A 16724-nucleotide genomic window follows, 5' to 3' on the forward strand; every position below is an offset into this window, starting at 1 on the left:
AATGAAAGATCTCCTTATAATGGGCACGTTCGCCCTCGTTATGTGGGTTTTTTATAGATTGATGTTAAAAGAGCCAATATTACCTTGGAAGGAAAAGACGGCTACTGAATATGCTCCAGTAGCGAAGAAGAGGGGAACAAAGAAAAAACATGAAGTCCAAATGGATGAAGAGCCTAAGCTTTTCGAGGAACTTTTTGAGAATATGAAAGACATTTCTCACCATATGATTCGTTTTAACGATAATTCCTTTACCTTAATTGCTGACGTTGAATCAGTTAACTACTTCCTAAAAAGTCAGGATGAACAAGAAGCGATTGATACAGTTTTTGAAAGCTGGCTTGCAGCTCTAAATTATCCGGTTCAATTTTATCTACAAAACCGTTTTATCGATATTTCGGAACCAATTCAAGAAATGAAAGAAAGCATGAAGGATTCAGAGGACCTTAATGAAGCAGCTTTAAGTTTCGGTGAGTCGATGATTGAGGATCTTGTAAACTGGCAAACACAAGCACCTAGATATGAAACAAAAAGATACCTGGTGTTTACTCATAAAATAAATGCACATGAACTTACTGCAGACTCCTCCGAGGAATTAGAAGAAAAGGTAATTGAAAAAGCATTTGCTGAATTAATGAGAAGAATGAACGCTGCAAAATCTCAATTAAGGAAAGCCGAAATAAATGTATCCCTACTACCTACCGAAGGAATATACGAATTGATGTACCACACATTTAATCGCCGGAAGGCAGTTAAACACCGATTTAAAGACATCATTGAACAAGAAAAGAATGCTTTATATGTAACAGCGGACCAATCAGATGACCATATAGAAGCTGTAAAGGAGGCAATTGAGGAACATGAAGAGTCTCAAGAAAGAATCGAAGAAAGAGCAAGTTAAGAAGGAACACTCTAAAAAGAACAAAAAGAATGCACCTATCCAAGAAACAGATTATCAACTTGATACAAAACCAAGGATGTGGGACATAATCGCTCCAGAAGGTTTAAAGATTAATAGTGAGGATTTTGGAATAATAAAACAATCTCTCGGAACTAAAACATATTTCCGTCCGGTTTATATTCCTCGCGACGGCTATCCCAGAAAAATGCAAACTAACTGGCTATATAATTTAACTTCAAGCGGTGAAATAGATGTTCTGATAGATGTACATAAGGTTGGAAAGTCCAATGCTATCCGTACTCTACAAAGACAGATTACTATGCTCCAGTCCAACTTATCCTTCCAGGTTAAAAGAGGAAACATTGACCAAATAAATGATTTGGAATCTAAAATGCGTGACACTGATCAACTAATGGCAGAAATTCAATTCAGTGAAAATGATATGTACAATGTCAGCACCCTTGCTACGCTTTATGGTCAAAGTGAAAAAGAGCTGAATCGGTACAGTGAGCAACTAGAAGATGAAATGAGCAGCTCCTTTTTCTCTCTAGTTTCGACTTGGGGAAGGGTTAAAAAAGGATTTAAGAGTGTCCTTCCATTTGGAAAAAATGAAATTACTGATTCCTTAAGAAATATTGACCGCCGAGCTCTTTCAACATTCTCTCCCTTTATCAGCGGTAGTGGGAAATACATTGGCGGCGTACCTCTTGGCATTAATAAGATTACTGGACAATTGGAATTTATCAACAGTTTTGGAAATGAGGATTACCGCCCGCAAAATTATAACATGTTTGTAGTCGGTATATCAGGTAGTGGGAAGTCCGTAACCCTGAAACTTTTGATTGCTCGTGAATTAACAGGGGCAAACATTTACAATCGATTAATTGACCCCGAGGGGGAGTTCGTACGGATCACCAAACGTCTTGGCGGAATTAACTTAAATATTAGTGAAGAAGAGGACATTTGCATTAACCCTCTTGCTATTAATTTCACTGACATTCCATTAGATGAGCAGGATGAAGAATTAGATCAACTAGAAGATTCAGATGAAAGGGAGATTGTTAATAAGGAAGGAAAAAAATTCATTCGCTTTGTTCCATTACGAGAGAAGATGAATGACATTTTAGATTTCTTCGATATCATCTGCCGAGGTAAAAATTCTGAGGATCGCGGCTTAGACGTTTTTGAAAGGAATTATCTAGAGGATGCTATCCAATTCATCTTTAAGGAAAAGCTCAAATTAACTTCGCATCCCGACTCCTTATTCAGCAATGAAGTTGTTCAAATTGATAATCAACTAATTCAATCCAGGGTTAGAAAGCCTGAACCAACAATTTCGGATGTCTATGAGTTTTTAGTAGAAAAGTACGGTAAGGAACAAAAAGCTTTAAGGTTAATTGCAGCTATTCGCCCTTTTTTAAAAGATGGTTCCAAACCAATCTTTGATGGACAAACGAATCTTGGTAAGGGAGTCACACAATCCCTTCATAATGCAAGATTGGTAAATTTTAATATTAGCAAAATGGAAGAAGGTTTCTTACGTCCAATTGCATACCATGTAATTCTTAATTACCTCTGGGAGCACTTTGTTAAAAACTTGGACAACGCCACTAAAAAGAAATTTGTTTATGCAGATGAAGCTTACACTTTAATAGATTCAGATCAAACTGTAAGCTTCCTAGAAAAAATGGCAAGAAGAGCACGAAAAAGGAATGCCGGTTTACGCTTGGCAAGTCAGGACTTTGTTAGATTTGTAACCAATAATAAAGCTCGCGGTATCTTACAAAATACTCACGCTTATCTATTCCTGCAGCAAAACAAAATTGACCTCAAGGCAATCCAGGAGAATTTTGACTTGAGCGCAGGCGAAATAAATATTCTCTTTGGAAACCCTGATAAAGGCGAAGGAATTTTGCGGATGGGTAAGAGTTCAGTTTGGTTACAAACAAACCCGAGTGAAGAAGAATTATTCTTTATTGAATCTAACCAGGCTGTATATGAAGAACAAAATGAACGCAAACAACTTATGCAAAAAAGATAAATAGAAAAAAGCAAGGAGGTGACAATTTTTGAAGGATAAAATATTGGAACTTTTTGAAGACTTGATCGAAAAGTTCTTAGGTTGGTTTGTCGGTCCATTTCGCGGAGACCTCGATACACTTCATACCTTAATTTACGGAAGTGATAAGAGAGATTTATACTACGGTATCTTTGACGAAAAACAATTTGGCGTTGTCGCACAAGGAATGGCAGTTATGCAATCCTTATCAGTCGGTATTATTCTCATTTCCATTATATTAGCGGGAATGAGGATCGCTTCTTCAGGAATTAACCCTTCAAACAGGACATATTCCTTGGAGTATTTTAAAGACTTTGTTATTGTAGCCCTTTTGTTTTTTAACTTAAGTACTATATTCGAATTTATGTTTACAGTAAACTCCATGTTTGTTACTACATTTGACGCAGCTAAAACAACCATGGACGGTGACGTATTCGATAAAATGGGCGCATTTACAGAGAAGGGCCCTCTTGGTGCATTAGTAATAGGTTTAGTTTTGCTCGGGTTATGGATTTGGGCGAACTTCTATTATATGATGCGAACTTTAACTCTCATGCTTTTAACCATTATGAGTCCTCTCGCTGTAGCTTTGTATCTAATCCCTCAAACAAAAGCAATCACAGGAGGACTATTTAAAGAATATGCTGGTACCGTTTTTGTCCAATCGGTTCATGCAGCTTTATATTGGGTAGTTTCTTCCGTTGCTGGCGCAGACTTTGGACTTGGAAGTGTTCTTTTATACATAATTTTCATTCCACTCTCCGAATCTATTAGGGGGCTTTTAGGATTAGGTGGGCAAATGAATGACAGATTATCTAAGACTGCTGCAATGTTCGGCGGTTCTGCTTTAATGGGTGTTATTGGTTCTGTTAAAGGTGCTTTAAATGGTCAAACTGTGGCTCAATCGTTGAGAGGGGCCGCTGGACAAGCTATCGAAAAGGGAATAGGTAGGAAAGGTGGAGTAGATGCTGAAGATTCCAAGGGATTACTGGCCGGTGCTGGAACGGATATTGGTTCTACTTCCCGCGCTGAACGAATGCTAAAAGCTGGTGAAATCCTTTCTAAAGGTGGTAAAGCTGTTTTTGGTGCCGCTGGTGCGATTGCCGGTTCTCCAATGGGTCCAATGGGCTCTATTACAGGCTCAACAATTGGTTTTTCTACTGGTGGAGTAGTTGGCGGAGTTGCGGGTAGAACTGGAATGGCCGGTGCTGAAATAGTCGGTAACAGAGTCAAAGCAGGTGCAATTGCAGGATGGAATAAATTTAAAGGTGTAAAGAACGCTGAATCTTTAGCTGACGAAAAACTAGCAAATACATTGGCAGATGAAGAAACTACGAAATGGGCTAGTGCCAATAAAGAATCTTTCATGAAGGATATTAAAGAGCGTTTCCCTGATATTACTGATGCAGCTAGAAATCAAATGTGGGATAAAGAAGTAGCTTCAAAAAATAGTGAATTTTTACAGGACGCAAAAAAGCATGTAAGCAAAATTAAAACTTCTAGTGGACAACAAGCAAAGTCTTCCGAGTTAGTTGATGCTACTGTTAAAAATCTTACTAATGATTGGGCGAGTAAAAATAAAGACGCCTTTATGCGTGATTATGATGCAAATTATCCACTTCCTGCTAATGCAACCGAGGGGGATATTTTAAAACACAATCAGAATAAAAAAGCCGCTTGGCAACAAGCTGTCTCTAATAAAAAGGATTCTATTAGCAATATTGCTAATAATGCCGCGTCAAAACTTGGCTTTGGCACTTCTCCTGTACATTCTCTTGTTAACAAAGAGGATTTTGCTAAAGAGATTGGAAACCAAGTAGGTTCTGTATTAGGTATTGGAAGTCAAGAAGGTCTACTTGCTGTTAAAGGGGCCACAAATGCCAGCGGGAAACTAGCAAAACCTACCGAATTAGTTAATGCTACTGTTAAAAATCTTACTAATGATTGGGCGAGTAAAAATAAAAACGCCTTTATGCGTGATTATGATGCAAATTATCCACTTCCTGCTAATGCAACCGAGGGGGATATTTTAAAACACAATCAGAATAAAACCGTTGCATGGCAACAAGCTGTCTCTAATAAAAGGGATTCTATTAGCAATATTGCTAATAATGCCGCGTCAAAACTTGGCTTTGGCACTTCTCCTGTAAATTCTCTTGTTAACAAAGAGGATTTTGCTAAAGAGATTGGAAACCAAGTAGGTTCTGTATTAGGTATTGGAAGTCAAGAAGGTCTGCTTGCTGTTAAAGGGGCAACAAATGCCAGCGGGAAACAAGCAAAACCTACCGAATTAGTTAATGCTACTGTTAAAAACCTTACTAATGATTGGGCGAGTAAAAATAAAAACACCTTTATGGGTGATTATGATGCAAATTATCCACTTCCTGCTAATGCAACCGAGGGGGATATTCTAAAACACAATCAGAATAAAAAAGCCGCTTGGCAACAAGCTGTCTCTAATAAAAGGGATTCTATAAGTAATATTGCGAATAATGCCGTGTCAAAATTAGGTTTTAATACTCCTTCAAATGCTTTTGTTAACAAAGAGGATTTTGCTAAAGAGGTCGGAAACCAAATAGGCTCTGTATTGGGGATGGGAGGTAGAGAAGGTCAGCTTGCAGTTAAAGGGGCAACAAGTGCTGTCAAAAATGCATCCCTCTATTCATCAAAGTCAGTTAATACAGATGTTTTAACAAATCAACTCGCTGCCCTAAAAACTAATGAAGCGAAAGAGGCTTTTATACAGGATAGAATCACAAATGGAAGCTTAACAAACAAGGAAGCTCTCCAGGAATGGGAACAAACAAAAGCTCCTGCCTTGTTTAGGCAAAATCTAAGTAAATTATCCAGTTCTCCATCTAATGGGGGAATTCCTAAGCATATTCCTTTGGATCATGCCATTATTGGAAATTCTGTGGTTAGAGGGGCCGGAGCAGTTGTTAGTGGTGTTGCATCTGCAAGTATCGCAACGTCTGGAATAAAAGAAGTAAGCAGTTTCCTTGGCGACACTAAATTAGGACATGGAGCTAAATCATTTGTCGTAGGAACAAAACATGCTTGGGCTAATAAAGACCCAATGCAAAATCCAGTTACAGCTCTTGCAGAATCAGCAGGTCAAGGTGCAAAATTTGGATGGTCTGAATTCAAAGGCCATGTTGCTGATAATGTTGTAGGCAAACAAGTAGGATTTAAAAATGCTGTTGCTTACACTACTGGAATTATTGGTGGTGTCAGAGGGTATAAGGCGGGGGCAACCTACGCTTCAGGAGGTCCGCAAAATACCAAGACATTGGGTTTGAAAGGATTTAATCCATATAACAATGCAGTTAACAATCAGGTTGCGGAGATTTCTGAAATTCAGCAAATGGTTGAAACTGTTCAATTGCCAAACGGTCAAACAGCAATCTCTGCAGGTGCTATCCGAATGGCAACAACAGCTGGTCGAACAATAATTCAAGTTAGGGATAAATCCGGTCAGGTTCAAACCGTTTCTCGTATTGCTTCTGGAGATCCGTCACTAAAGAAAGGTGAGACAATTTATCAGGATTTTACGATTCAAGATGGTCAGTTTGCCCCGACTTCCAATGTTTATTCAGAGGACAGTGGTGGAGGAAAAATTCAGTCTACTAAAACGATCAATGTAAATCCTAATAAGATTATAGCCAATCGCAATTCATCAAAGAATCCTAGAGTCGTAAAAGAGGTACAAAGCTATAACCAATTAGTAGATAGCGGACAGTATTACCTAAATGATGCAATGAAAGAAATGTCTGATATTCAAATGGTTGTAGATCGGAATAGAAGTTACCTAGTTGGTTCGAAAGAAGGAAAACAGTACCGTATATCTCCATATGGGGCAGGAGATGCAAGACTAAATGAGGAAACTGAGATTATTAGAAACTGTGAAGTTAGAAACCGTCAATTGATCGTTTCTCCTACTGATGAATATACAAGTTCCATACAGCCTAAAGACTTAGTTCCGAAAGCTGCTCCAAACAAACGTAACTTACTCAGAAGACAAAACGAGCAAATGCGAAATAAAACTCTCACAGAATCTTTGGGGCGATGATATATGTTACCTCTCCAACAGAATCAAGAAAAAGATAGATCTGCTCTAAGACGATTTGCTGAAGGTCAGGCAAAAAAACAAGGAAGAAAAGTTGCTAAAAAGCTGGCTAAAAAAGGAGCAAAAGTTGCTGTTAAAATTGCCAAAGTCCTTGCAAAAAAATTCGTGATTGCTTTAACAAAACTATTAGCATGGCTTGTTGGCACTGTAGGACTTCCTGTCATAGGAATTGGTCTGGCTGTAGTAATTTCTCTCGTGATTATATCTTTGGCTTGGGCATTCCTTTTTGGAACAGGAGAAGGACTGAAAGGGGAAGATAAGAAAATTCACGACTACATTGTTCAACAGGCCAACAGTACAGTAAATATGAAAAGTGACATAGAGAGGCCTTATCGTGTACCCGAGAAATTAATTGCGGCAACTATACAATTAGAAGCCTTCTCAAAAAATGAGGATATTAGAGGCATAATCGATAAAATGGCTTCCGCTCTTGCTCCTACATTTGACTATGGACAATATGATGAGTGGAAGGAAAAACAAGTAACTGTATGTGAGGATGGAAACTGTAAGACTGGTGATGTTGTTCATACGAAAAACATGGTAACGAAACTTGATTTTGTTGAATATTGGAATGGTTCAACAACATTTAAATACACACCTCATGTTTCTGATTGGAAAACTACAACTGAAATCACTTATAAGGTGATACAAGTTCCCGTTCAAAAGGTAGTAGTAACAGAGGAAGAAGTTAAAACTTCAAAGGTAGTTTGTGAACAGGTCCTTGTTCCGGGTGAGGATAAAATAGTCATAATTGGGGATGATAAATACATTATCATTCCCGGAGTACCTACCTATAAGAGAGTCTGTAAAACAGTGACTGAAACATCTACAGTCCCAAAAAAAGAAATCATTACTGTTATGGAAGATAAGAAAATAGAAGTCAAGACCATTACTAAAACTCGTAATCAATACTATACATCTCAGAAAACTACAAACTCTGATTATTCCAAATTTGATAGTATCTTGAATTCTTATTCACTAGGATTAAGTGATAAGAAACTAATAGAGGCAAACTATCTTTTCATGGGAGGTACTATTGCCTATACCGAATGGCTACAAACAATGGGTGGTGGCGGAATGATAAATGGCGGGGGATATTTTGATGGAAATATCATTCCTGGTGCGGGTGTCCCTCCGCAGTTTATGCCATTTTATCGTTCCGCTGAAAAGAAATATGGTGTTGATTGGTATGTTTTAGCGGCTATACATTTTGTAGAGACCGGATTTTCAACTCACCCAACAATGATATCTTCCGCTGGAGCAATCGGCCATATGCAGTTTATGCCTGCCACTTGGGCCGGCTGGAAATATAATATCGGCGGGGGATTAGTTTCTTCGAGTACCGATATAACAAGCATTCCTGTAATTGCAGCTGGGGGTGGGTACGGAAGGGACGGAGACGGGGACGGAAAAGCAGACCCTTTTAATGTAGCAGATGCTGTACACTCCGCAGCATACTATTTGGCTAGTAATAATTATGCAATCGATTCAAGAGGGGCTATATGGCACTATAACCATGCTGAATGGTATGTAAATAAGGTTTTATCCAACGCTGAAAAATTTAAAAATGCCGCTGTCTATGAAGGTGGCGGTGGAGAAATTCCGGATTCTAAACCAGGAAGCTTTATGAGACCAGCCCTAGGGCCGCTATCTTCTCCTTTTGGTGCTAGGTGGGGCACAATGCATTGGGGCTTGGATATTGCTTCAGGCGGAAAATCACAAGTTCCAATTGTTGCTGCCGCTGACGGAGTTGTTCATCGTTCATATTTATCTAGCAGTTATGGAAATGTGGTTTATATTAAGCATAAAATCGGCGGAAAAGATTATGAAACAGTTTATGCTCACATGACAATGAGGGCTGTTTCAGAAGGTGCAACGGTTAAACAAGGTCAGTTCTTAGGCTATATGGGCTCGACAGGTGATTCTACAGGAGTACACTTGCATTTCGAGATCCATTCCCCAGCATGGAATTCTGCCAAAAGTGGAGCCATAAATCCCGCTTTACTAGTACAATTTTAATAACATTATAGAGGGGGGGAACCCCCTTTTAATTGTGGAGGTACTTTATGAAAAAGTATATTTTCTTAACCTTGCTTCTTGTTTTTGCCCTTGTTATAACTGGATGTTCCTCTAAAGAAAAAACAGCTGCAGGTAAACTTAAAATAACCGCGGAAAATAAATCTTATTTAGATGTTTATGAAAAATCTCTTCAAGGGTATATCGGGCAAATGACTTCTATTCTAAAAATCTATAATGATGCGGTTGATGGCCTTTACACCGAGGATTACAGCAGGGAACAATTTAAGACTGCAATTAAAGGTACAATAGAAAAATCAAGTAAATTAGTTTCTGATGTTGAAGCTGACGACGTAAAACCAGAATTATTCGAAGCTAATCAAAACTTAATTGCTATGGTAAATCGTTCACACCAATTACTTTTACACGCTATTGATATGGCCAATAGAGAAGATACAGAAATTGATAAGGATTATCTACGTACTGAATACATGGATATAAAGATAAAACAGGCAGAATTATCAAACCAATGGAAAATTCTTAGAGAGCAATTAGAAGCGGAAGAACAGGGAGCATAGATGTAATGAACAAAAAACTAATTATAATCGGTCCAGGTATAATATTTGTATCCTTGGTAACCTATATAATTTTAGGTCCAGAATTATTCGGAAAAAATGAACTAGCATTAGAGGCAACTAAAAAAGACGTTCTTAATGAAGTAAAAAAGACAAAAGAGTATGCAGATAAAACCTCAAAATGGATGGGGGAAAATGGAGAGGATACAGATATTGGCTTTTTACATCCCCCAGAAGAACATAAGAAAAATGAAGATCCTAAACTTGATGTTTTAAAGTATTTCATTGCCGGTCTTCTTGCGAAAGATATAGATATTTTCCTTTCTAGTTTCAATCCAGAAACAGTCTCAAAGGATATGTATCAAAGTAAGGTTGAGGATAAAACTAAGGTAGCAAAAGAAATTATGAACCGGATTTCTCGTGAAGGCCAAATCAAAGATGTACAGTACAAAATAGAAAAAGGGGCATTCACTTCCGGTGTGAGGAATAAGCTATCTGTTACACTAACCTATAAGGACAATAGGAGCGCAAAAGTGAAGTTAGATATCATTCCTTTAGGTGATGCTCATCAACATGAGAATAAAGAAAGCATTTATGTAATAACAACATCAGCTTGGAAAATAATCGAACAAATTGAAAAGAGCACTTGAAGTGCTCTCAGATTGTCGACAAAAGGCATTCCGAATAAGTCTATTCGGGTGCCTTTTGTCATTTTTAAGTATTTTTTGCTCAATTTTTCTTTGTACAAGACCCCTCCGGGGTCGTTTTTTATGCCATTGTTGGATTAACCCAAGTCCAGTTTGCCATCTTCTTTAAATTCATGGCAGCAAAAGTAAGCATCGCCTGCATAGACAATTTTTTAAGTCCCCTTAAAGTTGTCCATCGCATCCCATGCTTCTCTTTCGCGTCTGCAAATACACGTTCAATCGTTTCCTTGCGTCGTGCGTAGATTATTTTATTTTCGTCTGTATGCCGAAGGTGTTCAGCTTCCTCAAGGTACGCTTCCCAAACATGCCGTTGAATTAGCTTTTGATGGTTTTTACTTTGCGTACATTGGGATAAAAACGGGCATTCTTTACACTGAACCGGATTTGAAAAATACTGCCGGTATCCTTCCTTCGTTGTCGTGCTATATTTCAACTCCTGTCCTCCCGGACAAAGGTAGCAATCATAGTGTTCATCATAAACAAAATCAGTCTTTTTCAAATAACCTTCTTTGGTACGAGGGCGTGTATAAGGTAAAGCAGGACGAATCTCATTTCCAATTAAGTATTGAGCAATAGCAGGTGTTTTGTATCCAGCGTCAGCAGCAACAGCAACAGGTTTCCCTGAGTTTCCTATGACTTTTTCAAGAAGGGGCTCCAACATTGTACTATCATGAACATTACCAGGGGTGACAATTGCGCCTAAGACAAAGCCATTTTTATCAGCAGCCGCATGAAAAGAATAGGCAAACTGCTTCGTCCGTTCGTCCTTCACGTAATACCCAATTTCTGGGTCCGTAGTACTTTCCTTGATCTCCTTCGTTTCTTCCTTTTCAAATTTGTCAGGTGGGAAAGGTTTTTTCTCATGTTCTTCACGATCACCATTGATTTCTTGTTGGAGACGTTCTTGATACGCTTTCGTTTCCTTACGAACTACCTTTTTCTCAAATTTACGCTTATTGGCACTTGCCTTCACGTGCGTAGAATCAATAAAAACATGTTCGCTACTTACCAATTTCTTTTCGGCTGCCTGCTTTAGAATTCTGTAAAATATCTGTTCAAATAAGTCTGTATCCTTAAAACGGCGTTCATAGTTTTTACCGAAAGTGGAGAAGTGAGGCACCTTATCATGGAATCCATACCCAAGAAACCAACGATAAGCTAGGTTCGTTTCAATTTCTTCTATCGTTTTTCGCATCGAGCGAATACCGAACATATATTGAATAAATGCCATCTTAATTAATACAACAGGATCGATACTTGGACGTCCTCGTTCAGCAGAGTACATCTCTTGAACAAGAGGATATATAAATGAAAAATCTATAGCAGCTTCCACTTTTCGGACCAAATGGTTCTCCGGAACTAACTGTTCAAGGGTTATCATTTCTAATTGATCCCGATTCATCTGAGTATTTTTCGTTAGCATTTTCTTCATCACCTTACAAAATTAGTAGTATCTTCATTATACAAAAAAAACTGTAGGCAAATCCCCCAAAAATGGGGGATTTGTCTACAGTCTGAGAGCACTTGAAGTGCTCTTTTTTATGTTTAGAAGGGTGATCCATTCAATGAACTACACTTGAAGTTAATCAGTTTTGATTGGTTAATCGTTCTATTTCTTTTCTCGATTTTCCCATTGTTGCGCCTTTTCTTTTAAGAATTGGATTTCTTTCACTAAATCCTCTTCCCTTCGTGCCCTCTGTTGAATTTCTCCCTTTAGGGAGCTTATTTCTTGATTCAAGCCCGTTACCCGGTTATCGTTTTTGTCGATGATGGAAGCAAGTCGGTTTTCATATTTATCATTCATATCATCTTGTATTTTTCCAATACGGTCCTGGAAGGATTGTTGTAATTCTCGTTCTTTTGCAAACAACTGACGCTCAAAATCAAATTCCCGTTGTTGGGTTTCCTGCTTTTTGTTTTCCTGAAGATGGGTAATCTCTTCATTTAAATGAGTAACAGAAAGCTTTAATTGTTCATTTTGAGTAATCGCGCTGGTCATACTGTCTATTTTTTGGGCTTGATTGGCAATTGTTTGGTCTTTAACTTGTAGTTGTTCATCTTGAACCAAAATCATTTTCATTTGATCATCCAGACGTCCTTTTAGGTTCATAAAGTTTTCTTCTAGTTTTTTATGATTTTCTTCAATATTCCTGAAATCAGATTCTTTTTGATCGAGTTTCTCCTTTAGGTCACCAAGTTGTCCTTTCAAAGTATCGATTACTTCTTCTTTCTTTCCTATAAGCTCATCAAATTGTCGCTCTTGAAAAATGCGATTTGTTTCATTTTGCTTGGCCAAACCAACGAAAATCTCTGATATGTGAGCTGTTAATTGATTCAACTCGGTTAATTGAGAACCGTAACTCAATTCAGAAGCTAATGTGCTTTTATCTACCTCATCTAAAATCGCTTTTAGTTGCTCATTAAAAGTTGACAGCCCTCGAGCTTCTTTCATCGTCCGTAATAACATTTTAAATCGGTATTCTAACGCCTCATCATTGACCTTTCCGCCAACCTGACCTGTGATTTTAATATCTTCCACCAAACTCCCACCCTCTATTGGATTCATTAACATAATAGTAAACCCTAAAATGCCTACAAGTCAATGGTTAACCAGGTTAACCTAGTAAACCTTTGATTATTTTCTTTTGCATTAGTATAAACATCGCGTCTAGGATTTCCACTGAAAAAGTTTTTGTTCCTTGGTATGTGCCCCTATCCAACTTAGCTAACAGCAGGTGAATGGCGAATCTAAAGAGTCTCCATTTCCGTTGGGTACATTGTAAGATAGTAACTCAAAAAAAAATAGCAGCCAGTGGCTGCTATCAGCTTTGATACTTTAGGTTTATACCCTATAGTCTTTTCAAAATCTCCATCATCTTTCCTACATTTTTAAATGAACCTCATGTTTAGCAATTCTCCAAGAACCAAAACTACTAAAGAATGTATGGCTTGAAGGAAGTCTTTGTTCAGAAGCGTATTCATCCCATACAGTCATACTGGCTTTTAGAAATATATCTTTATGTTCTAGCGCGATTTTTATCAAGTCTGATTTAGTAAAATTAAATGTTTTTTTCTTTCCTACTATTTCTAGAATTTCATCATAAGTAAAATGTTTCTTTATTGTTTTGTAGGTAGGGAGTTTATTTTCTTTGGCATAAACATCCCATTGTTGCCGACTTTGATACTCAGCAGCATGTTCATTAAGGATACTTTTTATATGCTCCTTGCTATATATATCGCTCTTTCTCTTTTCACCACTTAGACCTATAAATTGCTTTAATTCACTCCACTTTCCAAAAGCCTTTATAAATGTTGCCGAAGCGGGAAGTCCTTTTTCCTTTGAATATTGGTCCCAAGTCGGCTTACTTCTCATATATTCCTTATGTTCAGTTGCGATCTGTTTTAATTCAGCAAAAGTATACGATGCTTTTTGTCCCGAAAGGTTAAAAGTCTTCTTTGTTTCATTCCAGGAACCAAAAATATAGATTAAATTAAAAGAAGAGGGTAGTTCATGTTCTTTGGCATAAACATCCCACTCTTTTGCTGTTGTTAACTTATTTTTATGTGGTCTTATTAATTTTTTGATTTCGGTTTTGTTCATTATTACTCCCTTTGTTTAGACTTCAACGACCCTAGAATCCAACATTATTTTTACAATATCTTCATTGGAAGCATCCATTTCTTTAATTACAGCAACATATCTATCAAAATCCTCTTGTGTTTCTGATTTTGAAATAGCGTCTAATAGATTTTGCTTCCTTTTGAAATAGGTCTTAATCTGTTCATTCGTGTATGTCTTAAAACCAAGAGAATTAGTAATCCATTTAAATACATGATTAAAGTCATGTTCTGGCTTTAATATATATACTACTTCTTCATCATCTAAATTTAACTTACTCTGCAAAACATCATATTGAAGCTTTTCATTATAATCCCCATGGTCATAGGTTACTTTAAATTGCTTTACTTGATATTGACCGAAACTGGCCTTGTCCTTTTTTTCATCATACTTTTCAACCTTCAGTTTTATTACTGGGTTTTCCATCCAGTAGCGTGCACGAGGAAGTACTGCGAATATATCCTCGTTTTCAGTTACAGCTAGCAAAAAGTGATAGTCACCCGTAGTTGGTAGTCTATTCAATCTTGCTCTTGCTGATTCTTTATCAATTACTTCAAATGATTCCTTCAACACTTCTATAACAGGTTTATTTCTTTCCTTTGCTAGTCTATACCTTTCTTCCTTAACCGCTTTGGGAGTAGTTATAGCATCGTAAAGAAAATAAATTGATAAAAAAGGAAATGAAATTACTATAAAGATTGCTAATGTAATTTTACCACCTATTTCACTAGAGGAAAACATAGTGATTATCATGGCAATAACTAATAAACAAGCTAAAGCGGCAACGAAAAGCAAAGAGGCTTTAAAAGCTAACTTGAATAGAACGTACCCTGTTAAATAACCTTCTCCTTTATATATCAAACTATGTTTATCTAGGAAATCAACAATTCCCATTGCATCAAGAATAGGAAGAATATTATCCCATTGAAAAACAATTATAAGAGCAACAACAATTCCCATCAACCCAGCTAGACCAGTCTGCTTACCTCTATGATATTGCAAAACACCATTTGCTACACTAAGTATTGTATTCATTAAGTTCACCGCCATATATATTGTAATAACTATACCGAATATTACACCATTTTATAGTATTATTATAGTACCTATATATGGAAAAGTCAATCAAAATTGGATAGAAGATCCTCTTTAAAAGCCAGGAATTTCAAGGTATTGGATGAATTCCCTAAAATACTCTAACGCAAAATCCCCCACCTTATGGTAGCATAATATAGAGGTGGTAATTATGTTCGTTTCTCCTATGCTACTGCATAAGTTTTCTCCACCGTTCAACGATTTGCCCTGGGAAGAGGATAGTTATATTAGTGAATTGAAATTAGATGGATTCCGTTTGGTGCTTTCCAAATTCAAGGGAAAAATTAACCTCCATACTCGTCACAAGAATGACGTAACATCGAAATTTCCTGAGCTACTTTCTATAAACATCCCTGACGGAACAGTGCTTGATGGAGAAATAGTAGTAACTGATTCTTTAGGAAAACCAGATTTTGAGGAAACCATGAGCCGCTTTCATGCGGGGAAAAATGGTAAACAGAGGATTCAATATTGTATATTCGATATTATTTATTACAAGGGTAAAAAAATTACATCTAAACCGCTTATAGAGCGTAAGGAGATACTTGAGTCCATAATAGTTCCAAACGAAAATATAGCCCTTGTTCAATGGACCAAAGGCAACGGGGAAGCATACTTCAATCTAATAAAAGAACATGGCTTAGAGGGCATCGTAATGAAGCGTGCAAATTCTTCATATCAGATAAACAAAAGAAGCCACGATTGGCTAAAAGTTATAAATTATCAATTTGCCGAAGCGTATGTAACAGGATACCGAAAAGATGAATTTGGCTTATTGTTAGGATTAGAAGATAAAGGGAAAATTCGTCAAGCTGGAATGATGGAATTCATGACTCCTGCGGCAAGAAAACAATTTTATCGGATTCAAAAAGATTTAATTATAGACCAAAAACAATAAATTTGTTTATCTTGATCCTAAGATTTAAACTAAAAGTGAAATTCCGTAATTTTACAAAGGATGGGAAACTGAGGATTCCTTCTTTTGTTGAATATGTATCATAGGGCTTAATCCATTCTGGACAAGCCCTATTAATTTTCACTAAAACATGCACCAAAAATGTTATGGTTTTATGCTGTTTTAACTAGACACAAACTACTTAGTTGACTTCTTTTAATGTGGATTTCAACAAGATCTTTATAGTTAGAACATTCTGACTTTGTTCAATTCCTTTTTCATGCTTTAAATTCCAACTTATTTAAATTTAGACTCCATCTCTTTAAGTTTTTCTTTTAAGTTCTTATTTTCTACTTTAATTTGATTTTAACTGAATGTTCTCCAGTTCAGTTTTTTCTAATAAAGAGGAGAGTGCCTCGATTTTGTCCTCTTTTTGCTTTAGCATCCCTTTATATTCGGATTCCGAATATTTCATTATGTTATTGTGTGACTCGATCACGTTTATAAATTGCTTGACTATTAAGGTCGTGGCTCGTTCAACTTCTGCCAGGTTGTGACCAATCTCGGTCTCGGTTAACTTTTTCCTTTGCAAGTAGTCCTTGAAAAATGGATAGGTTATATCGAAATACTCTCCCTTATCCTTAATAAGGCCTAATTGTTTAGCAGCATCTAACAAGCCGTGAACATCGTAAGCTACCTCATTAGTGGCTTTAATACCAATATTGACTTTAGAC

General features: G+C 37.1%; 12 protein-coding genes. 7 read left to right on the plus strand and 5 right to left on the minus strand.

Annotation, left to right across the window (positions count from 1 at the left end; translation table 11 throughout):
* Position 1 precedes the first annotated feature (1 nt).
* Genes FAY30_RS26515 through FAY30_RS26540 form a run of 6 tightly spaced genes read left to right on the plus strand, consistent with a single transcriptional unit; the run spans position 2 to position 10324 of the window.
* Complete coding sequence (locus FAY30_RS26515) at positions 2–898, plus strand: hypothetical protein (protein WP_149872979.1); 897 nt, start codon at positions 2–4, stop codon at positions 896–898.
* Complete coding sequence (locus FAY30_RS26520) at positions 858–2939, plus strand: VirB4 family type IV secretion system protein (RefSeq protein WP_149872980.1); 2082 nt, start codon at positions 858–860, stop codon at positions 2937–2939. Before FAY30_RS26515 ends, FAY30_RS26520 begins: the two co-directional genes overlap by 41 nt.
* Positions 2940–2967: 28 nt before the next feature.
* Positions 2968–7026 (plus strand): hypothetical protein, encoded by a 4059-nt coding sequence (locus FAY30_RS26525; RefSeq protein ID WP_149872981.1) that lies wholly within the window; start codon positions 2968–2970, stop codon positions 7024–7026.
* 3 nt (positions 7027–7029) lie between these two features.
* Entirely contained in the window at positions 7030–9102 is a 2073-nt protein-coding gene (locus FAY30_RS26530) for a peptidoglycan DD-metalloendopeptidase family protein (protein WP_149872982.1), read from the plus strand.
* A gap of 47 nt (positions 9103–9149) precedes the next feature.
* Positions 9150–9677: a hypothetical protein gene (locus FAY30_RS26535; protein ID WP_149872983.1), complete on the plus strand. Its 528-nt coding sequence runs from the start codon at positions 9150–9152 to the stop codon at positions 9675–9677.
* Between the two features lie 5 nt (positions 9678–9682).
* Positions 9683–10324 carry a hypothetical protein gene (locus FAY30_RS26540; protein ID WP_149872984.1) on the plus strand — a complete coding sequence of 214 codons (642 nt, stop codon included), beginning with the start codon at positions 9683–9685 and terminating at the stop codon, positions 10322–10324.
* A 118-nt stretch (positions 10325–10442) separates the two neighbouring features.
* Here the strand turns inward: FAY30_RS26540 and FAY30_RS26545 are convergent, their stop codons facing one another.
* From FAY30_RS26545 to FAY30_RS26560, 4 genes are all read right to left on the minus strand, one after another.
* Positions 10443–11804, minus strand: a complete 1362-nt coding sequence (locus tag FAY30_RS26545; RefSeq protein WP_149872985.1) for an IS1182 family transposase — start codon at positions 11802–11804, stop codon at positions 10443–10445.
* 186 nt (positions 11805–11990) lie between these two features.
* Positions 11991–12920: a GumC domain-containing protein gene (locus FAY30_RS26550; RefSeq protein WP_149872986.1), complete on the minus strand. Its 930-nt coding sequence runs from the start codon at positions 12918–12920 to the stop codon at positions 11991–11993.
* A gap of 342 nt (positions 12921–13262) precedes the next feature.
* The gene (locus FAY30_RS26555) at positions 13263–13982 is read right to left on the minus strand and encodes a hypothetical protein (protein WP_149872987.1); all 720 of its coding nucleotides are present in this window, start codon (positions 13980–13982) and stop codon (positions 13263–13265) included.
* Between the two features lie 15 nt (positions 13983–13997).
* Positions 13998–15035 carry a hypothetical protein gene (locus FAY30_RS26560; RefSeq protein WP_149872988.1) on the minus strand — a complete coding sequence of 346 codons (1038 nt, stop codon included), beginning with the start codon at positions 15033–15035 and terminating at the stop codon, positions 13998–14000.
* Between the two features lie 211 nt (positions 15036–15246).
* Here FAY30_RS26560 and FAY30_RS26565 point away from each other — a divergent pair, with 211 nt between their 5' ends.
* On the plus strand, positions 15247–15993 hold the full coding sequence (locus FAY30_RS26565; RefSeq protein ID WP_223821039.1) for an ATP-dependent DNA ligase: 747 nt from the start codon (positions 15247–15249) through the stop codon (positions 15991–15993).
* A gap of 352 nt (positions 15994–16345) precedes the next feature.
* Here FAY30_RS26565 and FAY30_RS26570 read toward each other — a convergent pair whose 3' ends face one another.
* On the minus strand, positions 16346–16666 hold the full coding sequence (locus tag FAY30_RS26570) for a hypothetical protein (protein WP_149872989.1): 321 nt from the start codon (positions 16664–16666) through the stop codon (positions 16346–16348).
* Between the last annotated feature and the right edge of the window lie 58 nt (positions 16667–16724).

Origin of the sequence: Bacillus sp. S3, assembly GCF_005154805.1 — a bacterium.
GTDB lineage: Bacteria > Bacillota > Bacilli > Bacillales > Cytobacillaceae > Neobacillus.